This is a genomic window from Leptospira sarikeiensis (assembly GCF_004769615.1).
In the GTDB taxonomy this organism is placed as follows: Bacteria; Spirochaetota; Leptospiria; order Leptospirales; family Leptospiraceae; genus Leptospira_B; species Leptospira_B sarikeiensis.
In genome coordinates, this window is record NZ_RQGF01000030.1 from 75,207 (window position 1) to 101,243 (window position 26,037).

A 26,037-nucleotide genomic window follows, 5' to 3' on the forward strand; every position below is an offset into this window, starting at 1 on the left:
CTCCATTAAAATTTAAACTTCAAAAAGACAAATGAATAAAACCTTCTATATTCTTCTAAAATTTTATACGAATTGAACAACAGATTTGGACAGAAAATCTCCCGTTCCTTAAGGATCAGAAACGAGAGATTGTTTCTACTAAAGTAAAGAAAGAGTTACCTTATTCTTTCTATCCTGGATCTCTTCCGGAGTTTCGATCTTAACGACTTCATCCGGTACGATCTTAAAGATTGTTTGTCCTTTTTGGATGATCTTTCCGTCGCTATCCTTCAATACCACATCTTTGATGGTTCCGGAGAATGGAGCAGTGATCTTATTGAACATCTTCATTACTTCTACGATAAACAAAGGTTGTCCAGCTTTGAAATGTTCCCCTTCTTGTACCATTGGAGGAAGATCTGGAGCCTCTTTAGAATAGAACATCCCTCCCATAGGAGAAACGATCTCGTCAGAACTTGCTTTAGGGGCAGGCGCCAAAAACTTAATGAATGCGTCTCTTGTATCCGCTTTCTTAAATTCTTCCGGAATAACAGGCTCTAAATTTTCATCAATTCCAAGTTTATAGAAACCGGATTTATTCCCTAAATTCGGAATGAGTTTCAGAAGTTCTAATCCGATCTGGAATCCTTTATGAGAAGCTGTCGCCTTAGCCCAAAGAGCAGAATCCACTCCAGCAGGAGCTTTTCCGGAAAGAACAGAATCCCAGTCTGCGGAATCCGCTTTTTTGCCTGTTAAAGTTTCTAATTCTTTATAAAAACTTAATGCAGATTGTAATACTTGTTGGTCATGATCCCAGATCTGCTCGGACGGAGATTGATGAAGTTCTCCTTCCATATGCAGGTAATAATATAGGTCAGAGAGAATATGGATCGGATTCTTTAGCCAAACTGTTTGGTCTTTTTCAATCTTCCAGGAAACATTCTCATGATATCCCAAAAATCCGGCTAAAAGATGGGCATCTGTTAAGAGCTCAGCAACCGGTCTTGTAATCAAAGTTAATTTGCGAGAAAGAACTTTCTTACCATCCGCAGGAGCAGAAGCCAGGAGTTTATTCCAAGCGACTTCCAGATCCACGTCTTTTCCTAAACTTTCGAGAGCTCCGACTGCAGCTAAGTATGAGATCATAAACGCAGTAGAAGGTTTGAAAAGAGGATCCTTACCTAGGATCCAGTGGATTAATCCGTAATGAACGAGTAGATTTGTTTGAAGATCCTGTCCTCTTAACTCGGTCTTTCTAAGAATATTTCCGAGTTTACGAAGATTATCTTCTCTACTTGTTCCGTAAGTGATTAGAAGTGCGATATTGGAATCGTAAGCCCCAGCTACTTTATAATGTACGAATAAACCTGTATCTGGATTACGAACGGAAATCCCTTGATCGTCTCGGATCTCTTCAGCAAGAGGTTTGGACCAATTTAAGATCACACCACCTGCGTGAGGTTGGATCGCCTTATTTGTAGCATTGATACGAACTTCGGCGCCCGAAATATTTCTAACGATACGTTCAGGTTTAGGGAGTCTTTTTCCATGAAGAGCGATTAATGCCATCGCTTCGATCAAACTATCCACGATAAAGAATTCGGATTTATTCTCAGGATTGATGAACTTGAGAGAATATACCATTTCGGTGACTCTATGCTCTACCTGGATCCTGGTATTCATTTCCATGAAGAAGTGATTGGTCCCTTCTACGATCAACTCGAAAGTGGAAACACTATTTAAAGCGACAGCTTTCCCAAATCTTTCGGACTGTTCTTCCATTTCTTGGAGAACTTTCAGATCCGCCTTCATGATCTCCGCTTTTTTAGGAGAAGATTTTTCTAAGACTGCGATCTCGTTCTGAAGAAGTTCCTGGGTTAAGGAAATTTCCAAAAGTTTTTGTTCGTGCATCTGCACGGAACAATCCCTTCCGCCAAGAGCAAGACACCATTCCCCGTTCCCGATCAACTGGATCTCATTATGACGGGTTTTTTCGATGTTCAACTCGATTAGGAAGTTCCTGTTCGAACCTGGTGCGGTTACTTTAGATTCTGATAATATTTCCTGAACTGCGGTTTTAACTTCTTCCGGTTTGGAAACTACCCTTTGGCCTTTTCCACCGCCACCGCCAACATATTTGAAACGGATACGATTGCTTGGATATTTCTTCCAAATTTCTGCAGTTTCAATCTCGGCCTGAGCCTGTAATTCAGGGATCGTAACTAATTCTACGATCTTTTCATAACCCGCATACAGAAGGGCTTCAGCGTTTTCTGCAGCTGACAAGGATGAGTCGTATTTGAAGTTTAAAGACTTTTCCTTTGCGAGTGAAGTGAGCGCCTTTTCATCCGGAGCTTTTTTCAATAAACAAGTTGCGGAGATCGTGTCCACACCCGGAGTTACTGAAACATTCAGCTTACGAGCGAGTTTTTTCGCCTCGTCTTTAGATCCTGCTTGGTGGGCGACATGGGAAGAAGGTCCCATGAAAGTAATTCCACTTTGTTCGATAGCTTCGATGAATTCTGCATCTTCTGCCATAAATCCGTAACCGGCAAAGATATGAGTATAATCGTTATCTTTTGCGATTTGGATGATTTGTTTGATACGGGCAGCTTTCTCTTCTGCACCGGCTCCCATATAATCCGGGACTCTGTGAATATTAGAAGGAAATCTAAAGTCCCTTAGTTCCGGAGCAAGAGCCATCGGATAAACGACTGAATCTTTTTCGGAGAGAAGAATTCCATACTCCCTGATCCCGATCTGGTCGAAAATTTCCATTGCCTCTTTTCGGACAGGTCCGCGGCAAACGATCAAACATTTGATCGTCTCTAAAGAAAATGAATGAATCCAAGGAGAAGTAGATTCGCGAAATGTAATACGTCGATTTTGATAGTCGATCATCTTTGTTTACTCGAATTCCCTTTGAGGTCCGGACATTGGTCCAGGTTTGTAGTGTCGGATTAGATAGTCTAAATTTTTGAAGAGGATATTTCTTGTGGTTCCTGGCAATACGATCCTGGAAACGGAACCTAAAGAAAGGGCTTCTTTCGGGTTCATGAGTTCTTTTTCGTATTTCTGAGAAAGCAGCTGAAGTTTTTTGTCGCGGGTCGCGGCTGCATCTTTTTCGGATGCACCATTCTTCAGACTTTCCTTATATTCTTTTTGGATCGCAGTGATCTCGTCTTTATAGACGTAGTCTTTCCCTGCAGGACCCATAACGGCGATCCTTGCAGTAGGAAGTGCGAATACCATATCCGCTCCTGTATGATAGGAGTTAAAACTTGCGTAAGCCCCACCGAATGCGTTTCGGATGATGAGGGTCAATCTTGGAGTTCTGATATCGATGATCGCATCCAAAAGTTTTCTACCTTCGAGAACGATCCCGTTTTGTTCCTGCTCTTTTCCAGGTAAGAATCCTGTAGTATCTTCCAAGAAGATGAGAGGAATATTATAAACATTACAGAAACGGATAAATCTGGTTCCTTTTCTTGCGGCACCGATATCGATCTGTCCAGAAGAAACCGCGGAGTTATTCGCAACAAACCCTACAACATGTCCACCTAATCTACCGAAAGCGGTCACTAGGTTCCTGGATCTTTGAGGTTGGATCTCGAAGTATTGTCCATGGTCACAAATATTCTGAATATATAATGTGATATCGAACGGAGTATTCATCCCTGTAGGAGAATTGAACGTCTTTTTGAAAAGGATCTCTTCTTCGTAAATGAATCTGTCAGTAGGATCCGAAGTAGGATGGAAAGGCGCAGCACTGGAACTATTATCAGGTAGATAAGAAAGAAGTCTGAGTGCAGTTCTAAGAGCTCCGAGCTCGTCGTTCGTTACTAGATCCACTACCCCGCTTTGTCCATGAACTTTCGGTCCACCTAGATCATCCGCGCTGATATCTTCTCCAAGTACCGACTTAACAACTCCCGGTCCTGTTAATCCGAAGAAAGTGTTCTCCGGTTGGATCATGAAGGAACCTTGTCTTGGAAGATAAGCTCCACCACCTGCGTTAAATCCGAACATGAGCATTAAACTTGGAACAACACCGCTGATCTTTCTGAGAGCGGTAAACGCTTCGGAATAACCGTCTAGTCCGCCCACTCCTGCAGGAACGTAAGCTCCCGCAGAATCGTTCATCCCGATGAGAGGAATTCCATGTTCGCCAGCCATATAGATGAGTCTTGCGAGTTTATTTCCGTTGGTCGCGTCCATGGATCCGGCGCGAAGTGTGAAGTCATGTCCGTAGATCGCGACATCCCTTCCGTTTACATTTAAAATTCCGGTAATAAGCGAGGCGCCGTCTAAATTTTTGCCCCAGTTTTGGTAGAGAATATTCGGTTCAGAATTGGTAAGTACTTTGATCCTTTCCCAAACGGTCATTCTACCTTTGGAATGTTGTACTAGGATTCGATCCGTTCCTCCTCCTTGCAGAGGTTTTTCCAAGAGTTCTTTGCCCATTGCATTGGCATCATCGTAAATACTGGAAACAGGTTGGGAGTCCGAAGGGTTCGAATTTTGAAACGGATTTTCTATCGAGTACGTTTGTTCCGACATAGTAGTAATTGTCCGCGAATGGAAATTATGGGGGATCGTCCGATTCAGATTAGAAAGTGTAGAATCGAAAAACGGATCTAGACCGCCGGTACACAGTTTTTAGAGAAAGGCCAGGGAGGAAAGCGTAAAAAATAGATAAGGGGGATTTAAGCGGTACAAGAAATTTAATCCGCCGAATTTACAGATTTTAAAAAACGGCGGTTCGGTATCGGAGCTTATTGGAGGCTAGAGTCCACAGTATCGTAGATCCTAAACAAAGAATCCATGTCTATAATCTCAAAAACCTTTCTCACTGCAGGTCTTAAAGCTGCAAGTTTGAGTTGGATCTCTCTTTCTTTGCAAACTCTCAAGGATCCTACAATGACTCTTAAACCGGCTGAAGAAACGAATTCCACGTTGGACATATCTAGTACGATATTCGCCTCGGTTGCTTTGCGAATATGGTCCATGAACGCCTGTTCTACCTTATGGGTATTATGCACGTCCATATTCCCGATAAGATGAATCACTCTAGAATTCCCTTTTATTTCAACCGTCAGTTCCATTCTTCCCCCATGGTTTTAGCGGAAATATTTTTGGAGAGTGAGAATGTTTCTTCCCTCTTCCATTTTATAGTCCACCACGTCCATCAGTGTCTCGATCAAATACACACCAAATCCGCCTTTTCTTTTTCCGGTCAGATTTTCCTCGATGGACGGGTCTTTTACATGCGCTCTGTCGAATCCTTTTCCGGAATCTGTTAGCACGATCGTGATAGAATCTTCGGTGAACCGAATTTTACAATCGAATTTCGGATTTCGGAGTAAGGTGTCTTTATACCCATGCATCACAATATTCGTAGCTGCCTCGTCGCAGGCTAGCAGTATATCATCTCTCAGGAAATCAGGAAGATTTCTTACTTTAATTGCATCGTAAATAAATTCGCGGTAAATCGGGATTTGAGACGTGCTCGCATCAAAAGTCCTAAAAAACTGAAATGCGTCATTGTATTTAAGTAAAAGGACCGTAAAATCGTCAAAAGCTTCTTTTCCGTAAGAAAATTTGCGGATCGTCTCGTACAATTCTTCGACAATTTTCTGAGCCGGTAAATGCCTTCTGGATCTGATCTCTTCGATCATTCTTTCTAGACCGAATTCATTTCCTTGGGCATCTTTTTCTTCTACCGCACCGTCAGTATAAAGAACGAAAATATCTCCAGGTTTTACCCTGAAATTTCCACCCTTGTATTTCGCAGTCGGAATAACTCCTAAAGGAGGTCCCTGGCCTTTTAATAATTCATAGGATCCGTCTTCTTTGATCCAAACCTGATCGTTATGACCTGCGGATGCGTATTCAATCGTAAACAAGGAAGGATTATAATGGATAAAGAATGCAGTTACGAACATTCCAAAATGAGAATCTTCGAAGATGAGTTCATTTCCTTGTTTTAGGATCTGCTCAGGACTTAAGTCATGATTTCTTGCCAAAGTCCGAATGATAGAAGAGCTCATCGCCATAAAAAGTGCGGCAGGCAAACTTTTCCCGGAAACATCCGCGATCAAAAATGAATATTGTCCATCGCTGTATTGATAGTAATCGTAAAAATCCCCGGAAACATCTTTTGCAGGAACTGATAAAATTCCCAAGTCAAAATTAGAATGGAATACTTTCTCGGAAGGAAGAATATTCTGTTGGATCTTCCGAGTAATGTCCATTTCCTGTTGGATCGCTTTTTTCTCCAACATCTCGGTTCTTAAACGAAAGGCCTCGAATCCTTTCGTAAACTGAGAAGCCATTGTTTGTAAAAGCCTAAAATCGGAGTCTTGATAAGATAATTTATCCTTTCTATCTGCAACAGTCAAGGCACCGTACGGTTCTCCGCTGGATAAGAATAATGGAACTATAATATAAGAACCTTTTAAAAATCTTCTATCCATCTCGAAAGGAAAAGGTTGGTCTAAAATATCTCTTTTTAAAACGGGAAGACCTTCTCGGATACTAGAAAGAATTTGAGTTCCCTGGATCTCAGATTCGAGAACTCGATCTATCTTCTCTTTTTTTCCATCATAAAATGCACAGTTGATATGATCGTCTTTAGAGAGACTGTATAAGAAAATACCGGCAACAGTAGCATCCAATTCTCTGATGATAAGTCGGATAGACTTACGCACAAGCCCGAGTCGATTCGTAGATAAACTAACTGCTTGGGACAATTCGAATAAGGACTCTAGTTCAGAGACTTTTTTGCGAAGATCCTTGTTTGCATTCTCTAAGTTTTGAAGAAGCCCTGTCTTTTGGATCGCGAGTGCAGAAGTTCCGGAAAAACTCAAGAAAAGTTCCAGATCTTCCCCCGTAAAAGTTTCCCTATCAACCGTATTAATTGCTTCGATTACACCGATGACTTCATCGTTTGCAACAAGAGGTGCTGCCATAATGTTTCGAGTCGTAAACTGGGAAGCCTTATCCACTTCCTTATACACACGATCATCATTTTGGGCGTCGTTGATGATCATCGGTTTTCTTTCTCGAACGACTAAACCTGCTACACCTTTTCCTACCGGAACCTGCATTTTGGTAACGGCTTCGCTTTTTTCGCCCAATACGGTATGAAAATACAGATATTCCTTGGATTCATCCAGAAGAAGAACACTACATGCTTCCGTTCTAAACACAGTTTTGGAGGAAAGCATGATCGCTTCCAATAATTGAGAAAGATCTAAGGAAGAGTTAATAAGACCGGAAACACGAATGACCTCTGTAAGAAGAAAATCGAATCTTTCGGATTGCCTTTTTGCCTGAGCGGCTTCTAGAACAAGCTGAGTGGTCGCGAGTAAGGATAAGGTGACTAAGGAAGCATCTCCTGATATATGAGATTCTTTTAATAATCTTCCTACTGTTTTACAGGTTGTTCTAAGTAATTCGAAATCAGTTTTGGAAAATCTATCTGCAGTGGTTTTACCTTGGAGCACTAAAACCGCGTAACTTGCGCGATTTGCCTTAAGGCTTGCGTCCAAATCATCCACTTTAAGCCTACAGATCAGAAGAGGATAATCGCTTTTTTGTTTAGTCCAAGGAGGAGTTTTACCTTTTTCTAATAGAAGATCCTTTCCTGCTTCTGAGAATGCCCAATGTGCAGCCTCTATCAGCTCTTTTTCGTTCCTTCCGGAAATTTGTCTGATCTGAGCGGACTCTGTTGTGGAAAATATTCCTCCTAAGTCTGCATGAGTAAGAGCGATTGCTTCTCTTAGAAAACTCTCAAAAATAGAAGAGACTCCGAGTCCCTCCTCTAAAAAGAAGGAGCCGTCGTTTCGACTTCTAAGCAATGTCTCCTTTTTTTTAACTTGAGTCAAGGCCGGAAAATTAGGATTGGAATTTAAGGGATTCTTCCCTTAATTTTTTATTCGCTAGTTCGAGTTCTTTAATACGATTCATTGCTGAAATCAATTCGTCTCTAGATAAGTTAGTTACGACTGAAGTTGCATCGAATGCTTCTTTAACATCTTTTAATTCTCTTCCGGAATATTGGATGATCGTTTCATACATACGAATTATCTCGTCCGCGTTTTCCAATTCTTGCTCATTCAATCTCAAAACTTTTTCATAACCTTTGATGATATCGTTTTGAATTTTTATTTTTTTCTGTAGTTCCTCGACGGAATCGCTCATCCGATTGCTCCTAATAATATATATTGACAGCATGCCCAAGGACACCAGTTTGGAATCGAAGGGGACGTAGCTCAGTTGGGAGAGCGTTTGAATGGCATTCAAAAGGTCGGGGGTTCGATTCCCCTCGTCTCCAGCCCTCCCTGCCGAACCTAATAGATAGTTTCTTTTCGGAATCACTGTCAAGACTAATGCGAGAGAATCATTGGACTTTTACCAGCCGGGGAAATCCCAAAAAAGACGAAGTGCTTTGGCTTCGGGACCCCTTACGTTCTTTTGATAGATCTTTCTATCCGGAACTTTCATCTGATTATTATTTAACCGTCGCTGAGGCTCCGGAGAAGTTTTCCGGTTTTTCTAATACGGACGTTCTAGAATTTTTAGAAAAAAGAAAGAAGAAGCAGATCCTGATCGTGGAAGGTTTTTCCGCAAGGATCATCTGGCCTTTAATTTCGGGCTCAAATGATAAGATCCTTTCTGCGTTTTTCATTTTTCCGAATCCTTCTCCTGTTTCAGGTTATCAGGTTTCCATTTTGGAGAAAACGGATTGGTTCTTACGGAATTTGACCCAGATCCCTAAGTTTTTACTGGATCCTTTCGGACTGGAAAAGATCTGGACCGGTTTGGAGAAAGAAAGTCTTTATTCCACAAAAGCGAATTGCCCGATCGGGATCTTATTACCCAGAACCGTCGGACCTTTACATTCTCAGGTTGAAATTTTACAAAATTTGTCCCCTTCAGTTTCCGTTTTTAGATGGGAAACCCAAAATCCAGGATACTCAGAACCGACCGCTGGAATGCTGTCTAAAATCTTAGAGCCATTCTTAAAATCTGGTGGGCAAAAACCGACAAAGGATAGCTCTAGGACTAGGTTCTGAAAAATGTCAGTACGTAAAATACTCAAAATCGGCGATCCCCTACTTAGAAAAGTCAGCGAACCGGTCCATCCGGACGAACTTAGTACGAAGGAATTCAAGAAACTCATTCGAGACATGTTCGATACAATGAGACATGCGGATGGTGTGGGTCTTGCTGCACCTCAAATCGGCATTTTGAAGAAGATCGTTGTAGTTGGATCGGATCCTGAGGACGAAGGTCCTTCCAGGGTTCCAGAAAAGATCCTAATCAACCCAGAGATCAAACCAATCACTGATTCCGTAGACGGAAATTGGGAAGGTTGCCTCTCTGTTCCCGGGATGAGAGGATATGTGGAAAGGCCGAACAAGATCCAAATGAAATGGATGGATGAAAAAGGGAATACCCATGATGAAACGATCCAAGGGTATTCTGCAGTCGTATACCAACACGAATGCGATCATCTAAACGGGGTTTTGTACGTAGATAGATTAAAAGATACGAAACTTTTCGGCTTCAACGATTCTATGGAACTGACCGGTCCTATTTTGGACTAAGATCCGTTTAATATCCAAACCTCCTAAGCAGAATACTCCAATGAAAAGCATTATAGAATATTTTCTCTCGAAAAGTATCTTCGTAAACTTACTCACGGTTCTCATCATTCTTTCCGGCGGATATCTCGCGGTAAAAATGAACAGAGAGGCCTTCCCGAATATCAACTTCGATATCGTTTCTGTTTCTACTTTATATTTGGGAGCTTCTCCCCAAGAGGTAGAGAAACTAGTCACTAATCCTCTCGAAAAAGCGATCAAAGAAGTAGATGGGATCAAGGAATACAGATCTGCTTCTATCGAAGGTAGATCCGGGATAGTAATCACATTAGATCCGGATGCAAAAGATACTCAGAAGGTTGTGGATGATATTAAATCCGCGATCGATAGAGTGGAAGATCTTCCGGAAGAAGTGGAAGATCCCGTTGTTACTGAGATCACTACAGCAAGAACCCCCGTGATAGAAGTTTCCATCACCCTTGCAAACGACGACGGTTCTGTAGAAGATGAGAAAAAATTAAGAGCCCAAGCAAAAATCGTCGAACAAGCTCTTTTAGATATTTCCGGAGTAGCAAAGGTTTCCAGAAGAGGTTGGAGAGAGACAGAGATGCAGGTGGATATCCAACCTAACTCTCTTTTTGGATTTTATCTAACCGGCCAGGATGTAATTAACGCATTAAGAAATCGTAACGTAAACGTTCCAGGTGGAAATATCACAGGTTCCGATAAAGAGATCATATTAAGGACCATCGGAGAATTCGACACTCCCGAGGAAATTTCCAAAGTACATGTTAGAGGAAATGAGATCGGAAATGCGATCCAAGTCCAGAATGTTGCAAGAGTTACTGAAGGTTTAAGAGAAGCGGATTATATTGAAAACGTAAATGGAACTAAAACCGTCGCTCTTACAGTATTAAAACGCCAAAGTGCGGACGCAATCAAGGTGGTAGATAATGTAAAAGCCACCGTGGAAAAATTCCGTAAAACTTCTCCCGAATTCCAATATGCATTCGTAAACGATTTATCCAAATATATTCGACGCAGGTTGAACGTTCTTATATCAAACGCGGCCTTCGGAATGATCTTGGTTACAGGCTCCTTATTCTTCTTTTTAGGATGGAGAGTTGCATTGATGACAGCTCTCGGGATCCCGGTTTCCTTCGGCGCGACATTCTTCATCATGAACCAATTCGGGCTCACCTTAAATTTGATCTCCATGTTCGGACTTGTTTTAGTGGTCGGGATCTTGGTGGATGATGCGATTATTATCTGTGAAAACGTATATAGATATATAGAAGAAGGACTTCCTCCTTACGAAGCGACTCTCAAAGGGACCTTGGAAGTAGTATCTCCTGTAACTGCGACCGTAACTACTACGATCGCAGCGTTTGCTCCTCTACTATTCATGCCTGGAATTTTCGGAAAATTCGTATTTAGTATTCCTTTAGTCGTGATCATCGCATTATGCGCATCTCTTGCAGAAGCATTCTTCATTTTGCCGAATCACTTATATGATATCAATAAAGGTGGAGTAAAAGTCGGAGAGATCAAAGAGGAATCCGGCTGGTTTTCAAAATTTAGAAATACGAAATATGTTCCGGCGCTCCGATTTGCCCTCAATAATCCTTGGAAGATGACGATCGGGATTATTGGGCTTTTGATCATAAGTTTTGTGATCCAAATCTTATTCTCTAAATTTAAATTATTTCCTGGCTCAGTAGATCAATTCTATGTAAAAGTCACTGCTAAAACCGGGGCAAGCTTAAACGAAACATATCGTTATTTGCATGTAATCGAGAAAGAGATCGCACAAGTTCCTCCGGAAGATCTGGAAAATTACGCGACCCGAGTTGGGATTATACAAGCGAATCCGAATGATCCATTCACAAAACGAGGAAAACATTTTGGGATGATCATGACATACCTAACTGCGGAAGAAAACCGTAAAAAATGTCATAAAACGGATGATATCATTCAAAAACTACGCAGAAAAACTCTTTGGCTCCTTAATGAAAGCTCTCGTAAAATAGAAGAAGAAAAAATCCAGAAAGAAGCGGCAGAGATTAAAAATCCATGCGATGTCGTAGAACCTGTAGTGATCCCGGAAGAATTCGCTTCTCTTAGAGGGAAGCTGATCGCATTAGAATATGAAAAAGTCTCCGGAGGTCCGCCTGTTGGAAAACCGGTAGCGATCGAGATCCGAGGGGATAATTACGATACTCTTTTAAAAATTGCGGGTGAATACAAAGATGTCTTGAGTAAAGTAAAAGGTGTCACGGATATCGCAGACGACTTTAACGAAGGAAAAGACGAGGTCCGGATTAAAGTAAGCGAATCTCTCGCTTCTACCGCCGGAGTTTCCGTAGCAAGAGTCGCGCAAGCGATCAACACTGCATTCCAAGGAACTGTGGCCACTAAGATCAAAAGAACCGACGAAGAAGTAGAAGTAAAAGTCCGTTTTCCTGAATCTTATAGAACATCCGTAAATAGCTTAAACCAGGTTTATGTTTCAAATTCAATCGGGAAAATGATCCATGTTTCTAGACTTGTGACCATGCAAAAACTTCCTGGAGTTTCCAATATCAATCATTTGGATGGAAAACGACTCATCACTGTTTCGGGTAATTTGGCTGCGGGAAAACAGGCAAGTTCAAACGAGGTAAATGCTTCTGCTAAAAAAATCGCAGATGAAGCTAAGATCATAGATAAGTATCCGGGTTATATCGTTCGATTCGGCGGAGAGAATAAGGACACAGAAGAATCTATGAACTCTTTAAAATTCCTGTTCTTTATGGCACTTCTCATCATGTACATCATCATTGCTTCTCAATTCGGATCTCTGATGCAACCATTAGTAATCGGAAGTGCGATCCCCTTCTCCTTTATCGGAGTGATCTTGGCATTCGTTTCTCATGGAGAATATTTCGGATTTTTGGCAATGCTCGGGATCGTGGGTCTTGCAGGAGTTGTTGTAAACGATTCAATCGTACTTGTAGATTTCGCTAATACTCTTCGCAGAGAAAACCCGAACAAAAATATCATAGAGATCTTGATCGATACGGGGAATTTAAGATTAAGAGCCGTGACTCTTACCACAGTTACTACAGTTTTAGGACTACTTCCTACAGCTTATGGTATCGGTGGTTATGATCCGTTCTTAGTTCCGATGGCTTTAGCATTCGGTTGGGGACTTGCATTTGCAAGTATCATTACCCTACTCATGGTTCCTGTATTCTATCTTCATTTGTATAATTTCCAAAATTGGTTTTATGGAAAATGGGATTCTGCCCTAGGAAAGAAGAAGCAATCATTAACAGGCGGAACTGTATATTTCCCTAGTTCAGAATTTTCAAGTGAACCGGTGCTTTCGAATAATAAAGGGAAAAAGAAAAAATAACCTTAAAAGTCATCTGATGTTCGGGGAAAAAGTAAAATGGATCTATTCTTTTAGGCTAATTTTACTTTTTCTTTTATTTTTATATTCCTGCGTATATCACCTAGAATATCTTTCTGAACCGGAGCAGCCTATTTCGAAAGAGAATCTTAAAAAGTTAAGTAGATTTCCAAAACTAAAATTGGAATATTCCTGCGGTTTTTGGGTTCAAAAGGAGCTTGTTAGTCCAACTGATATTCTTGGAAAAGCAGTTTGTGAAGATCTACCAAATCAGAAAGAGATACATCCATTTCATGCTCAGTTAATTCGCTCATTTACATCAAAAGGTTTTGTTTTTTCCGAAAAGGTTGAAAATACAAAAGAACCAATACTTATTCAAAAAATTGAAATTCGAACCGAAATCATTCGGCGAGGACCAATCTCCGACTTGATACATGGGTTACTATTTGGTCTATATCCTGCTATTGATAACTATAGGATTATAATGCATCATAAAGTTGTTAATAAGAAAGGGGATGTGAAGTTCGAATATAGGGCGAGCAGAACGGTCGAAGTTTATTGGTCTTCTTTCTTTTACTTGGCCCATCCATTTATGGATAAACCTAATTTTGAATTCGCAGATATTATTAACGTATTGGCCGAAGATTCTATCCAAAAAGCAATTGAGTCCGATGTTTATGAGAATTTCTAATCTGGCTTCTTTTAACTATTAATCCTGCTTATCATTTAAAATTTCGGGAACGGTTACGAACTTATAACCTTTATCCAACATTGCCTGGATAAAATCCGGTAGAATATAGATCAACTTTTCGGATTGTCTAGGTGAACCTAAGTGCATCAGAATAATCGCACCGTTCATTCCATTTTTATCGGAAGTTTCCCATCTATATAAAAAATCCAACATCTCTTCTTTTGTTTTATAATGAGGATTTTGTACTAGTTTCGTTTTCCCAGTTGTAGGATCTTTTTTGGTGATGTATTTCTTATATACGAAGTCTGGAACATCTAAGGAACCTACATTATTATTGCTCCAAAAAATATGATTCTCATATCCTTGGGTTGCATACACATCTAAAATGATCTGATCTACTGCCCCATAAGGAAGACGGTAATATTTCGTAAGGGTCAGACCTGTAATTGTTTTAAATTTCTCTTCTACAGAGGTTAGTTCTTCTAAAAGAAGATTAAAATCAGGGATCTCATCCGCGACATAGCTCAAAAGAGCTCTTTTCCTAAGAGAAGGTTCTTTCAAACTTCTAGGCAGATTGAAATGGCTCCAAGTATGATTTCCGAAAACTACCCTATCATTCAGAGCTGCCAATTTTTTAAGATAAACTAAATTCGTTTTTGAAAAAAGAGATCCGCCTTTTTTTGCAGGATTCTCGTTGGATACGAATAAGGTAACCTTGATCGGGAACCTCATCATAAATTCATAAAGTATCTGGAGATCTTCTCCCGTTCCTAGATCGAATGTGAGAGAAATTTCCTTGAACTTAGGATTTCCTCTGCTAATATTTTTTCCTGCACCCGGTTTTGGAATGATCGCTTGGAGAGATCCTATATTCTTATTCACCTCGTCGTTTAAATCTCCGTCCGGAACATCATCCAGTATGGAAGATTTAAATCGTAAGACTTCCTCTTCTCTCTGTTGTTCTTCCAATCTTAAACTTGTAATATCTTCGGATAGAACCGAAATGACCTCGTTCTGTTTTTGGACTGTGTTTTGAAGAGAATCCAATCTTCTTGCCAAAGCAAAAACCGTGGTAAGGATCAGAAGCAAGAAGAAGAATAAAGAAGAGCCGATCCGGATCTGACGAAATTTTTTTTCCAGGACCTCGGACTCTACTTCATTGTCCTGGATCTCTCGGATCGTTTTGGAAAGTACTGAGGATTCTTCTTCGCTGAGCATGTTCTATTCAGGTCAACTGACCAGACGGATGAATTTTCCTTTTTTGCCTTGGCGAATCAAGTACTCTGCGTTTTTAGAGACTGTAAATTTTTCATCCGAAAGTTTCTCTTCGTCGACATAAATCCCCCCTGACTTGATGAGCCTTCTCGCCTCGGAGGTAGAAGGAACAAATCCGAGTTTAGCGAGGATCCAAATCAACTGAGGAGTTTCCGATTCCTCGAAAAATTCGGGACCAAGTTTTGTTTCCGGAATATTCTCCGGGATCGCCCTGGCTTTTGGATTATGCACCTTATTCCATTCTTCTATCGCCTGAGTATTTGCCTCCGAAGAGGAAAACTGGTCCATTATCAATTTTGCAAGTTCGGTTTTGACTTCTTTCGGATGAAGTTCTCCGGACTGGATCCCTTTTTTACGTTCAGAAACGGAATCCATGGGAAGATCTGTAAGCAATTCGAAATAATTCCACATCAGATCGTCTGAAATGGACATGAGTTTTCCGAACATATCAATCGGCTCTTCTGTAATCCCTACGTAATTCCCAAGGGACTTGGACATTTTTTTGACCCCGTCCAAACCTACTAGAAGAGGAAGAGTGATCACGCATTGTGCCTCTTTTCCGTATTCTCTTTGTAATTCTCTACCGACTAGCAAATTGAATTTTTGGTCGGTACCACCCAGTTCCACGTCGGCTTCCATTTCTACGGAGTCGTAACCTTGGACTAAAGGATATAAAAACTCGATCAGTGAGATCGGTTGTCCGCCCTTATACCTTTTGCTGAAATCGTCTCTCTCTAAAATTTGGGCGACACTATATTTGGATGTAAGAACAAGAACATCTTCGAAATTCATTCCGGAGCACCAGCGAGAATTATAGACGATCTTGGTTTTTTCCTTATCCAGAACCTTGAAGACCTGATTTTGGTAAGTCTCCGAATTTTTCAGGACTTCTTCCTTAGAGAGTCTTTTTCTGGTCTCGGATTTGCCTGTAGGATCTCCGATCATCGCGGTAAAATCCCCGAGTAGGAAATTCACCTCGTGACCCAGGTCCTGAAAATGTTTAAGCTTTCTTAGTAAAACAAAATGCCCTAGATGAAGATCCGGAGCTGTAGGGTCAAAGCCCGCCTTAATTTTTAAGGACTTTTTTTTGGTAAGTTTAGAGGTCAGTTCCTCTTCGCTGATCAAGTCGACGGTTCCACGTCGTATCAATTCGATTTGTTTTTTAGGTTCCATTTGGCTCTTTTATTGCAATTTCACGCATCGAAATCAGCCTGTAAAGCAGGAAGACCTTGTACATGCAAAAACACGATCGTAAAAGCCGGTTCGAAAAACTAAAGGAAGAGCAGTTTGATCTATTGATCCTGGGCGGAGGAGCTACAGGAGCCGGAGCCGCATTAGACGCGAGCCTTCGAGGACTCAAAGTTGCCCTACTTGAAAAATCGGATTTTGCCTCTGGGACTTCTTCCCGCTCCACAAAACTCATTCACGGTGGGGTTCGTTACCTAGCACAATTTCATTTTAAACTCATCCATGAGGCTTTAACGGAAAGACAAAGACTTTTGGAAAATGCTCCTCATTTGGTTAAACCTCTCCCATTCATTCTTCCTACATACAAACTATACGAAAAACCGTATTACAGTATCGGAATGACAATGTATGATATTCTAGCTTGGAAAGGAAATCTACCTTCTCATAAAAGAGTTTCTAAGGAAGAAGTCCAAAAGGATTTTCCAGCTCTTCAAACTAAGGGCCTAACAGGCGGGATCTTATACTACGATTCTCAATTCAATGATGCAAGACTGAATGTAAATCTTGCTCGCTCCGCTTCCAAGGAAGGCGCCTTAGTCTTAAGCCAAACCGAACTCGTTTCTTTCCAGAAGAAGGACGGCAAAATTGTAGGAGGAAAAGTAAAAGACCTTCTCAGTGGAGACACCTACAACGTAAAAGCGAAAGTTGTGGTAAACGCAACCGGTCCTTGGGTGGATGATATCCGTTTAAAGGATGATCCAAGAACGTATAGAGTTCTTTCTCCTAGCCAGGGGATCCATTTGGTTTTCAAAAAGGAAACAATCCCTTGTAAAACTGCACTTATCATTCCTAAAACGAAAGATGGTCGAGTCGTATTCATTATTCCTTGGGAAGATCATGTCGTCCTCGGAACGACAGATACCCCGATCCATGAAGTCACCCAAGATCCTCTTCCATTAGAATCAGAAGTAGAATTCCTGCTACAAACAGGTTCCGACTACCTAGAAAAACCTCTCCAACGAAAAGATATTCTATCCGTATTCTCCGGTATCCGACCTCTTATTTCTCCGGAAGGAAACCAAGACACAAAAAGTATTTCTAGAGAAGAAGTGATCCTTGTTTCTCCATCCGGGCTAATCACTATGGGCGGAGGAAAATGGTCCACTTATAGAAAAATGGCGGAAGATCTGATCGATCGTGTATTGAAAGAAGGAAGTTTAGAAGAATTCGGAGAAAGCAGAACTGCAAAATACGCATTCCCGGGAAAAGTGGGTTACTCAGAAAACTTATACAAAGAGATCCAAAAATTGTATAAGATCAACGAAGAATCCGCAAAACGTCTCCAAAACTTTTATGGCGGAGAAGTTTTTGTTATCCTAGGCAAAAAGCCTACTCCACTTTTGAAAGGTGTAGAATACTTTAAAGAAGAAGTGGAATGGTTTGCTAAAGAAGAATTCGCACTTACAGTCACCGACGTTCTCGCACGAAGATTCAGGATCCAATTTTTAGATCTGAAACTCTCTGCAAAACTTGCAACCCCGGTTTCTCAGGTTTTGGCCAAATCACTCGGCTGGAAAGAATCCTACAGAAAAGAAAAAGAATCCGAAGCACTAGAACTCATCGATTCACTCAAATCAACGTACGATGGGAAAGTTAAATAACAATTAGTTCGCACGGAGCTCACCGAGAACACAGAGTTTTATTTTTGGGTAAACTCTCTCAGTGAACTCTGTGTCCTCTGTGCGAAACAATCCAAACAATCTTAATCGATATAGTCTCTAAGTTTCTTAGAACGAGATGGGTGGCGTAGTCTTCGAAGAGCTTTTGCTTCGATCTGACGGATCCTTTCCCTGGTAACCTTGAACTGGTAACCGACCTCTTCCAAAGTTTGAGGATAACCATCGTCCAAACCGAAACGCATACGAATGACTTTTTGCTCCCTTGCAGGAAGAGTATGAAGTACCTGGCGGATCTGTTCTGCAAGAATGCTGGAAGCAGCAGAGTTTACAGGAGATTCCACATCCTTGTCTTCGATAAAGTCCCCAAGTTCCGAATCTTCTTCTGAACCGACAGGGATCTCGAGAGAGATTGGCTCTCTTGCAACGTTCTTAACTGCTTTTACTTTTTGAACAGGCCAGCCCAAACGTTCTGCAATCTCTTCATTGGAAGGATCGCGACCGAATTCTTGAACAAACAGACGAGTTTCTCGGATTACCTTGTTCACTTGTTCAATCATGTGAACCGGAACACGGATCGTTCTAGCTTGGTCGGAGATCGCACGAGTAATCGCCTGACGGATCCACCAAGTAGCATACGTGGAGAACTTATATCCTTTCTTATACTCGAATTTATCAACAGCCTTGATAAGACCGATATTTCCTTCTTGGATCAAGTCGAAGAAATGCATTCCACGGTTTGCATAACGTTTTGCGATGGAAACAACGAGACGAAGGTTCGCTTTCACCAATTCTTTTTTGGCTTGAGCGATCTCTCTTTCTCCTTTGATGATCTTCTCGCCCCAATCTTTGATCTCTTGGACGGAAGAACCGGCTTCTTGTTCCATACGACGAAGTTTACGTTCGTTGTTACGAATATCTTTGATGACTTCACGAACCTCGTCGATAGAGACTCCCATCATCTTTTCGATATCTTCCAACTTCTCGTTTTTCTCGATGAAGCGGTTGAATGCTTTGATATCTTTTACGTCGTAACCGTATTGGGCTTTGATCTTTAAGAAATGACGATCGATCTCTTTGATCCTGAAGACCATAGATTTGATCTTTTGAGAAATTTTCTGGATCTCTTTTTGGGAAACACCTAACTCGCGAACTGCCGTGTCAATGATCCCTTTAGAAATGTCGATTTTCTCTTTGAACTCTTTATACTTTTTGGAGTTCTCCGAATATTTGCGGATCCTGGATTGAGCTTCTTGTAAAACTTTTTCTTGCTCTTGGATAACTGAGATGTTCTTGAAGAAAAGTTCTTCTAACTTCTTCGCTTCTTCCGCATTCATCGCATACATCTTGTCCACTCGGACTAGATCATATACTTTGGTTTTCTTACTACGGATCTTAGGAAGAAGTTTGATGAAGTTCGCTCTAAGGATAGAAGAACCTAAGATGGTTTCTTCTATGATTTTCTCACCCTTCTCTATCTTCTTAGCGAGAAAGACTTCCGTTTCACCGGAGATCAAATTTACTTTTCCAATCTCTTTTAAGTAGAGACGAATTGGATCTTCTGAGCCGCCTGCAGACGAGGCGGTTTCTTTCTTTTTACGAGCCGGTTTAGCAGGTAAAGCTGGATCATCTTTCGGCAGGATAGAAGAAGCCGGCTCCAAAGATTTCCTAGTATACTCTTCTACGATCTCGATTCCCATTTCATGAAGAAGAGTGAATACATCGTCAATCTTCTCAGAGTTTAAGATCTTGTCCGGAAGGATCTCGTTGATCTCGTCGTAGGAAATTTCGCTATTCGCCTTTCCTATCGCGATGATCTTCTGAACTTCCGGCATGCTTTGTAGATTTTCCATTCTGCGGTCCCCTATCTTACGCCCGAGTTTTCACTACGGATGAACTCCAATAATTTTGCTTTCTCGGTCTTGTAATATGCCAGTTTTGTAAAATGTTCGGGATCATCCATAGGTGAGCCCGAATCCAACTCTTCCATTCTCTTATCGATCACGAAAAGTTTCTGCTGATTTAATAGCCCTTTAAAAACCTTAATAGAGTCTTCCGGGCTCATATCCACTTCCGAAATCAGGAACGGAGCAATGGATTCCTTAAATTCATTCGGGATCTCCGAAGAAATTATGGATGCTGGAGAAATTTCTTCCTCACTCGCATATCTTGTATAAATAAAGTCCCATAAAAACGCACTATTAGGATCCAAGAATTCCAATCCGGATAATTCTTCGGAAAAACGAAATAAATGATTCGCCTTAATGAGTAAGGCTATGATCTCTCTTTCGCATTTTTCAGCAGGATTTGGCCCGGAACTACGTTTTACAGATTTATCCCTATTATTATCGGACCCTGGAGAGGCAAACTTGGCTCCCCCTCCCTTATAATCTCGTAAAACTGCGTCCATACTGATCCCGAGTCTCCGAGCCCCCAGGCCCAAGAAAAACTCTTTGTCGGAATCACGGTTGAATCCCTTCAAAAATTGGTACAAATTATCGAGAGCTTTTCTTTTCTTTTCAGGCAAAGCTCGAGAATCCGCTTTTTCCAAGAGTTCTTCTACCACAAAGGAAGAGGCAGGGATTTGGTTTTCCAAAAGTTTATGTAATTCTTGGCGACCTAATTCTTTGGAAAGATCGAAAGGATCTTTTCCTTCCGGCAATAATACTACAAAACAATACAGTCCTTCCTTCAGACAAAGTTCTGCTGCATGAAGAGCACCTTTACGACCTGCAGAGTCCCCATCCAGAACGAGTAAAAACTTGTCCGAGAACTTTTTCATGGTCCGGATATGATTTTCTGTGACAGCGGTCCCCATACATGCGACCGTATTTTCCAATCCCTTATCTACGAGACCGATCACATCCAGATATCCCTCCACTAAAATTGAAGTTCTGGATTTTTGGATAAATTCTTTAGCTTGGTGAAGATGATAAAATGTCCTTCCCTTATCGAATATGGAAGAAGCTGGACTGTTCACGTACTTAGACTCTTTTCCGGGACCTAAAATCCTTCCGGAAAATGCGATCACACGACCGGAAAGGTCGAAAACAGGGAACATGATCCTATCTCTGAAAAAATCATAAGGTTCTTTTCCTTTTTCAGATTCTCGGATCAGTCCTACTTCTAAGGCTGCCTTGATCTCTTCTCTGGAGGTAAAAACTTTTCCGACTAGATTCTGGAAACCACCTGGAGCGTATCCAAGTTGAAAGGATCTTTGGATCTCTTCTCCCAAACCGCGAGAGTTTAGATAATCTCTTGCCGCCAGTCCTAAAGGTCCTCTTAGATTCTCTTGGAAGAATAGAAGAGCCTTTTTATTCACTTTATATAATAATTCAGTTCTTTCTATCTCTTCTTTTGCTTTTTCCTGGATCGGAATTCCTGCATACTCAGAAAGGATCTCTTTTGCTCTTTGAAAATCTACCCTCTCGTAACTCATTACGAATTGGAATAGATCTCCGGAAGCCTTACATCCGAAACAATGATAGAATTGTTTATCAACAGAAACGTTGAATGAAGGGGATTTTTCCTGATGGAAAGGACAAAGTCCCACCATATTCCTTCCCCTTTTTTGCAAAGGTACAAATCGACTGATATAACTTTCGATGGGAACTTCCCTACGGACTCGGTCGATAAATTCCCTTTGGAACTGCAAGGTTTTGCCTGCTTAGGAGAGTTTTGATTTTACGATCGCAGAAACCTTCGATCCGTCAATATTCCCGCCTTTGAACTCAGCCATCACTTTGCCCATAACCTTTCCTATATCTTTAGGTCCGGAGGCTCCCAGTTCTTGGATGAATTTTTCTACAGCGGCAATGATTTGATCTTCAGGAACATCAGGAGGAAGATAGGATTTTAGGACTTCGGCCTCACCCTTTTCCTTATCTGCTAGATCAGTGCGATTTGCTTTTTCGTACATCTCAATTGCATCAGTACGTTTTGCATAACCGCGTTTAATTAATACGATGACTTGTTCGTCGCTTAATTCTTGAGCTCCGTTTTTAGTAAGCTCATATTGTATATCTGCCTTAAGAAGGCGTAACGTGGAGAGAAGAGGCTCGCTTTTCGCTTTCATAGCCTCTTTCAGGTCGGTATTTATTTTTAATTGCAGGGACATGCCCGTTCCCCTATCTCCTAGGACCCAAAAAAGACCGGGAATTAACCGCGGTCTTTACGGGAGAAGAGACGTTTTTTCTTTTCTAGTTTGCGTTTAGCAGACTCGAGAGCCTTTTTCTTTTTGATGCTAGGCTTTTCGAAAAACTCGCGTCTTTTAATCTCGCTCATAATTCCAGCGTTCGCACAATCTCTCTTAAAACGTTTGAGAGCGGACTCGATGGACTCGCCTTCCTTTACAATGATTCCTACCATTCGGCGGATTTCTCCTGTTTGGATTGTTTTAGGACCGGATAAACTGTATCATAAAATACGATACTGACCATCTGGAATACCAGTGGTCCGGAGTCTGGGGACAAAATACCCCGTATTTACTAATTTCTGTTGACTGGGTAGGAAGTCAAGGCCAATTGGCCAGTCTCCAACCCTGAAAAACCGGAAAACCCCAAAATGACCTTATATGGCCAAAAGTTGGGTCCAATCGAAGCCGTACAGACCAAGTATGACGCCAACGCCCACTCCGTAAATCAAATGTCCGAAAACATGGGCCGCTGCGACACTGATCCCTGCCTCGCGGAACTGTTCCAAAGGATGGTTTCTGGCCACTAGTGCCACAAGTAGAAACCCTACTAGATATCCATGGAAAAATCCCACTGCCCCTCCTGTAACCACAGAAGCGATGAAAAGATGAGGAGCAAGGCTGATCAGGAATGCATATGGAAATGCAAACATCACACCAAAAATGATATGGGTGATAATTCCTGGCACCAAGGCTCTTTCCATATCTTTCGTGAAAAAACTACCTACTGCACGGATCATATCTGCATTGATAGTACCAGCAGAATGGATCGACCACATAGATAGAGACATACAAATGGTTCCGACAATGCCGGCTAAGAAGATGAGTCCCAAAGCTTCCATAATTCCCCCGTTTGCGGGGAGAAATTCTACTCTAGAAAAATTTCTCGGACAAGGATTAATCCCTGAAAATAGGGACTTATATTGATTTTTAGGAATGAAAAAGAAGAACTATTTCGGTACTAAAATCAGCACCGTATTTTAGAATGATTTAAGCCGCGAAAAAATCCGCCTTTTGGATGGAGGAAATTTCAATTTCAGCTTCAATTCCGAAGTCTCCATTTTTGATCACAATGTCACCGTTCATTTTTCTGTTTTTATCCAGTTCGATCACAGTTCCGTCTTTAAGAGTCAGGATGATATCGATCCCTCGATAATTGATATAACGTTCCAAGGTATCCTTAAACCGTTTTGCCCTATCTTTCATCTTTGCCTCCCATACGTTTTGATTTACGGTACAAGCTAAGATTTTCTCTAGATCCTTTTTTGGCGGAGGAGAATTATTTTTAAACGTAAGTACTAAACGCGCGATTAGTACTTCAACCCTTTCTTATCTCCGCGGCTTTGCGCCTCTGCGTGAGAATTCCTAATTTTTTTCGCACGGAGGCCACAGAGAGCACTGGGTTATAAAACATTTGATATGTACAATTTCTCCGTGAACTCCGTGTTCTCTGTGCGAAACGGTTTTATAAAGAAAATTTTATACGTTTTCAGGCTGAGGTTTTAGAAGTTTTTCGTAAACCGGTTGGAAAGAATCGAGCGGTTCTAAAATTTCTAAGAAACGAATTTCGTAATCTATGATGAGATGATTTACTTGGAAGATAACTTCGTCGAATCTGCTTTTGACTATATCCAATCTACAATCCGGGCAGAATGTGAGAAAGGATCTGGAGTTCATAACATAGAGTTTATCGTACGGACGAAGATGAGCCTGGATGACTGATTTTAATTCTTCTAAAATTTCGCCTGATTTTTGTTCTCCCAATAATTTAAAGTACTGAGAAAGGTCTTGGAAATAAAAATGAGTTAGAACCATTTCAGTGCTCAAAGAGTTTTTCACGTCCCTGAGGAATTGATTCGTAAATTCTTCGAATACATCCGGGATAGGCTGTTTTTGGTTCTCGGTTTCCATCTCTTATAGCAATATCGACCAGTCTTAGTAGGAAAATCCTTACTTTTTCAGGCCCTTCTTCCCTTATATCCAATAGATCATCCTTGGATAAGGGTTCGGATTCTATGAGAAATCCCGCTTGTCAACCTGCCTGGGAGCGATTTTATATCCGGTATACTTGAAAAAACCAAAAGGAGAACCGCCGTGAGCGCCCACCCTACACAATTAATGAGTCTTTCCCAATATCTGATCGAGGAACAGCTCAAACTTCCCCAGGCAACTGGAGATTTTACGGCACTCATGAGCCATTTGGTTTACGCAGCAAAAGTAGTTTCTAGAGAAGTACGTAAAGCAGGTCTCTTAGAAAATATTTTAGGCGCAACCGACCAAACAAACGTCCAGGGTGAAACTGTGATGAAGTTGGACGAGTATGCGGATAAAATATTTACCCATACACTCACTCGTTGCGGGCATTTATGCGTAATGGGAAGCGAGGAGCAGGAAGAAATTATTCCGATCCCAACCGGTTATAAGATCGGTAAATATACGATCGCAATCGATCCATTGGATGGTTCATCTAATATTGATGCAAACGTTTCCATAGGTACTATTTTTTCAGTTCATTTGAGAACTTCTCCCCAAGGAACTCCCGGGGTAAAAGAAGATCTTTTACAAAAAGGATCTAAACAAAGAGCGGCGGGATATATCGTATACGGGTCTTCTACAATGTTGGTTCTTTGTGTAGGAAAAGGAGTCTCCGGTTTTACCTTAGATCCATCCTGCGGGGAATTTATACTTTCTCATCCAGAAATGAAAATGCCTGAGTCAGGTGGGATCTATTCTATCAACGAAGGGAACTACGATTATTGGTCGGATGAGGTCAAAAATTATATTCGTAATATCAAGTCTATTGAAGGCGGACGTAAACCTCAATCTTTAAGATATATCGGATCTCTTGTAGCTGACTTTCATAGAAACCTATTAAAGGGTGGGATCTTTCTCTATCCGAACGATACAAAGTCTTCTAAATATCCTAAAGGAAAATTGAGGCTATTATACGAAGTGGCTCCTATGGCATTGATCGCAGAACAAGCGGGAGGAATGGCAGTCACTGTAGAAGGAAAAAGAATTTTAGATCTTGAGCCTGAGGAATTACACGAAAGAACAACATTCGTAGTCGGTTCCAAAAAAGAAGTGGAACATTTCCTTACCTTTATTAAAAAATAATCCTCTAAAAAAACGCGGATCTTCTTGCTCTATAAGAAGATCCGCTTCTGATAAACTCACCTTCCCCCTCGAGGATACAGAATTTAACGATTTTCGGAATGCCTCCATTTTTCCGAGAACTCTGGATACCAGCTATGTAATCCCATGAGCCTTACTGTGGGAGATAATATAAATGAAAGAGCTCTTTGAAATAGGACAGGAAACTTTGCCGGATATGTATCGTAGTACGTATTGTACATTATCGTCTGAAGGAACCAAATAAGTTCGTTTGGAGGTTCTTCATCCTTGGTAAAAAATCCATGAAATTGAGTGAGCATTAGATCGAATTTTTCCGCAGGATTTACGGTAACGATCGCGTGCATTTCTTCTTTTCCTAAATTTAGATATTGGTGTACAAATCCTCTTTGAACCGTAAAAGTTTGGCCTCTTCTGATCGTATTCTCTTTACCTTCGATTAAAATAGTCAACTCTCCTTCTAAGATCTGAAATGTTTCATCCTGGTTCAAATGAACATGAGGCCTCGGATCAAATCCAGATCTGTCTATATATAGATCGTTTTGAGAATACATTCCGTCAGACTCTACTGATGTTTTTCTAAATATAAACTTCTCTTTTGAGAATTTATTAATAATGATATCTCCCGATCTAGGATAATCCATGATCTGTGGAGAAGTTTCCGGAAGAATATAATGATGCAAGATCATACTCACACAGAGATATACTGATAGAAAGAGTAAGAATGTCTTAACAATCCTTTGTATTGTATTTCCTTGAAACATTCCCGAATATAAAATCAAAATTAGATCCGGATCATTTCTTTTTTCTTCTATGCTTTCGAATTCGGAATGAACGATATCGGTTGCGCAATAAGACAGTTCTAAATACGGAATCCAGATCCGAATCTTCTCAATTTA

At 41.0% G+C, this 26,037-nt stretch carries 21 protein-coding genes and 1 tRNA gene; 7 read left to right on the plus strand and 15 right to left on the minus strand.

The features are described from left to right. Positions 1-138: 138 nt before the first annotated feature. The 5 genes from EHQ64_RS15350 to EHQ64_RS15370 all read right to left on the minus strand — a co-directional run bounded on the left by EHQ64_RS15350 (position 139) and on the right by EHQ64_RS15370 (position 8,184). A complete protein-coding gene (locus tag EHQ64_RS15350; protein ID WP_135650684.1) occupies positions 139-2,880 on the minus strand; it encodes an ATP-binding protein in 2,742 nt (913 codons plus the stop codon). A gap of 6 nt (positions 2,881-2,886) precedes the next feature. Further along, a complete protein-coding gene (locus tag EHQ64_RS15355) occupies positions 2,887-4,539 on the minus strand; it encodes an acyl-CoA carboxylase subunit beta (protein WP_135650685.1) in 1,653 nt (550 codons plus the stop codon). A gap of 215 nt (positions 4,540-4,754) precedes the next feature. Then, positions 4,755-5,084 carry an STAS domain-containing protein gene (locus EHQ64_RS15360; protein ID WP_135650686.1) on the minus strand — a complete coding sequence of 110 codons (330 nt, stop codon included), beginning with the start codon at positions 5,082-5,084 and terminating at the stop codon, positions 4,755-4,757. Between the two features lie 15 nt (positions 5,085-5,099). After that, the gene (locus tag EHQ64_RS15365; protein WP_425460439.1) at positions 5,100-7,841 is read right to left on the minus strand and encodes a SpoIIE family protein phosphatase; all 2,742 of its coding nucleotides are present in this window, start codon (positions 7,839-7,841) and stop codon (positions 5,100-5,102) included. Between the two features lie 37 nt (positions 7,842-7,878). Further along, positions 7,879-8,184 (minus strand): hypothetical protein, encoded by a 306-nt coding sequence (locus tag EHQ64_RS15370; protein ID WP_135650688.1) that lies wholly within the window; start codon positions 8,182-8,184, stop codon positions 7,879-7,881. 60 nt (positions 8,185-8,244) lie between these two features. Here EHQ64_RS15370 and EHQ64_RS15375 point away from each other — a divergent pair. The 5 genes from EHQ64_RS15375 to EHQ64_RS15395 all read left to right on the plus strand — a co-directional run bounded on the left by EHQ64_RS15375 (position 8,245) and on the right by EHQ64_RS15395 (position 13,675). Then, positions 8,245-8,317 (plus strand) — tRNA-Ala (locus tag EHQ64_RS15375). A 55-nt stretch (positions 8,318-8,372) separates the two neighbouring features. Further along, the gene (locus EHQ64_RS15380) at positions 8,373-9,059 is read left to right on the plus strand and encodes a hypothetical protein (RefSeq protein WP_135650689.1); all 687 of its coding nucleotides are present in this window, start codon (positions 8,373-8,375) and stop codon (positions 9,057-9,059) included. A gap of 3 nt (positions 9,060-9,062) precedes the next feature. Next, the gene (gene def, locus EHQ64_RS15385; RefSeq protein ID WP_135650690.1) at positions 9,063-9,593 is read left to right on the plus strand and encodes a peptide deformylase; all 531 of its coding nucleotides are present in this window, start codon (positions 9,063-9,065) and stop codon (positions 9,591-9,593) included. Positions 9,594-9,633: 40 nt separating this feature from the next. After that, positions 9,634-12,987 carry an efflux RND transporter permease subunit gene (locus tag EHQ64_RS15390; RefSeq protein ID WP_135650691.1) on the plus strand — a complete coding sequence of 1,118 codons (3,354 nt, stop codon included), beginning with the start codon at positions 9,634-9,636 and terminating at the stop codon, positions 12,985-12,987. A 178-nt stretch (positions 12,988-13,165) separates the two neighbouring features. Further along, positions 13,166-13,675, plus strand: a complete 510-nt coding sequence (locus EHQ64_RS15395) for a hypothetical protein (RefSeq protein WP_135650692.1) — start codon at positions 13,166-13,168, stop codon at positions 13,673-13,675. An 18-nt stretch (positions 13,676-13,693) separates the two neighbouring features. On the opposite strand, the gene EHQ64_RS15400 is transcribed toward EHQ64_RS15395, so the two are convergent. After that, positions 13,694-14,893 carry a polysaccharide deacetylase family protein gene (locus EHQ64_RS15400; protein ID WP_135650693.1) on the minus strand — a complete coding sequence of 400 codons (1,200 nt, stop codon included), beginning with the start codon at positions 14,891-14,893 and terminating at the stop codon, positions 13,694-13,696. 12 nt (positions 14,894-14,905) lie between these two features. Further along, positions 14,906-16,123 (minus strand): tyrosine--tRNA ligase, encoded by a 1,218-nt coding sequence (tyrS, locus tag EHQ64_RS15405; protein ID WP_135650694.1) that lies wholly within the window; start codon positions 16,121-16,123, stop codon positions 14,906-14,908. A gap of 62 nt (positions 16,124-16,185) precedes the next feature. Between tyrS and EHQ64_RS15410 the strand changes: the two genes are divergently transcribed. Beyond that, the gene (locus EHQ64_RS15410) at positions 16,186-17,799 is read left to right on the plus strand and encodes a glycerol-3-phosphate dehydrogenase/oxidase (RefSeq protein WP_135650695.1); all 1,614 of its coding nucleotides are present in this window, start codon (positions 16,186-16,188) and stop codon (positions 17,797-17,799) included. 101 nt (positions 17,800-17,900) lie between these two features. Here EHQ64_RS15410 and rpoD read toward each other — a convergent pair whose 3' ends face one another. The 7 genes from rpoD to EHQ64_RS15445 all read right to left on the minus strand — a co-directional run bounded on the left by rpoD (position 17,901) and on the right by EHQ64_RS15445 (position 23,917). Then, positions 17,901-19,667 carry an RNA polymerase sigma factor RpoD gene (rpoD, locus tag EHQ64_RS15415; protein ID WP_135650696.1) on the minus strand — a complete coding sequence of 589 codons (1,767 nt, stop codon included), beginning with the start codon at positions 19,665-19,667 and terminating at the stop codon, positions 17,901-17,903. Positions 19,668-19,678: 11 nt separating this feature from the next. Then, positions 19,679-21,469: a DNA primase gene (gene dnaG, locus EHQ64_RS15420; RefSeq protein ID WP_135650697.1), complete on the minus strand. Its 1,791-nt coding sequence runs from the start codon at positions 21,467-21,469 to the stop codon at positions 19,679-19,681. Positions 21,470-21,481: 12 nt separating this feature from the next. Further along, positions 21,482-21,931, minus strand: a complete 450-nt coding sequence (locus EHQ64_RS15425) for a GatB/YqeY domain-containing protein (RefSeq protein ID WP_135650698.1) — start codon at positions 21,929-21,931, stop codon at positions 21,482-21,484. 41 nt (positions 21,932-21,972) lie between these two features. Further along, positions 21,973-22,182: a 30S ribosomal protein S21 gene (gene rpsU / locus EHQ64_RS15430; RefSeq protein WP_135650699.1), complete on the minus strand. Its 210-nt coding sequence runs from the start codon at positions 22,180-22,182 to the stop codon at positions 21,973-21,975. Positions 22,183-22,383: 201 nt separating this feature from the next. Beyond that, on the minus strand, positions 22,384-22,848 hold the full coding sequence (locus tag EHQ64_RS15435; RefSeq protein WP_135650700.1) for a hypothetical protein: 465 nt from the start codon (positions 22,846-22,848) through the stop codon (positions 22,384-22,386). 148 nt (positions 22,849-22,996) lie between these two features. Beyond that, positions 22,997-23,212 carry a hypothetical protein gene (locus EHQ64_RS15440; protein WP_135650701.1) on the minus strand — a complete coding sequence of 72 codons (216 nt, stop codon included), beginning with the start codon at positions 23,210-23,212 and terminating at the stop codon, positions 22,997-22,999. Between the two features lie 273 nt (positions 23,213-23,485). Beyond that, complete coding sequence (locus tag EHQ64_RS15445) at positions 23,486-23,917, minus strand: hypothetical protein (RefSeq protein ID WP_135650702.1); 432 nt, start codon at positions 23,915-23,917, stop codon at positions 23,486-23,488. A gap of 183 nt (positions 23,918-24,100) precedes the next feature. Here EHQ64_RS15445 and fbp point away from each other — a divergent pair, with 183 nt between their 5' ends. Next, positions 24,101-25,123, plus strand: coding sequence for a class 1 fructose-bisphosphatase (gene fbp, locus EHQ64_RS15450; RefSeq protein ID WP_135650703.1), 1,023 nt, complete (start codon positions 24,101-24,103; stop codon positions 25,121-25,123). Positions 25,124-25,206: 83 nt separating this feature from the next. On the opposite strand, the gene EHQ64_RS15455 is transcribed toward fbp, so the two are convergent. Beyond that, positions 25,207-25,920 carry a cupin domain-containing protein gene (locus EHQ64_RS15455; protein ID WP_135650704.1) on the minus strand — a complete coding sequence of 238 codons (714 nt, stop codon included), beginning with the start codon at positions 25,918-25,920 and terminating at the stop codon, positions 25,207-25,209. Between the last annotated feature and the right edge of the window lie 117 nt (positions 25,921-26,037).